1 protein-coding gene is annotated in these 309 nt (G+C 57.6%); it reads right to left on the bottom strand.

Annotated elements, in window-relative coordinates:
* The coding region (locus tag VU18_RS18670) for a DUF2399 domain-containing protein (RefSeq protein WP_236687239.1) at window positions 1-309 on the bottom strand (309 nt) is incomplete at both ends.

Below are 309 nucleotides of genomic sequence, written 5' to 3'. Positions count from 1 at the left end.
AATGATCGCCTCTTGATACCCGGCTTTTTTCTTTCGCCCGATGGCTTCTTTCACCGGCCGCAATGGTTCCGATGTGACGGATGCGAGTTTGGCGAGGCGCTCGGGTGTGAGTTCAACGACTGGGTTGGCGGCCGCATAATCGTCCAAGGAAAAGCGCCAGAGCGTGACGGCCTGTCCATACCGTTCAAGCAGCCGCTCTGCCATGGCCAATCCTTCTGGGTCGAAGTCGCCGGAGTAATACAGCTTGGCGCCAGAGGCCGCGAGCAAATCGAGCAGCTTCATCGTCGCCAAATTCATTTGCCCGTTCGT

The sequence above is a fragment of the Geobacillus sp. ZGt-1 genome (assembly GCF_001026865.1).
In the GTDB taxonomy this organism is placed as follows: Bacteria; Bacillota; Bacilli; order Bacillales; family Anoxybacillaceae; genus Geobacillus; species Geobacillus thermoleovorans.
Note: the sequence above shows the minus strand (reverse complement) of the source record. Positions and strands in the feature narration are given on the sequence as shown.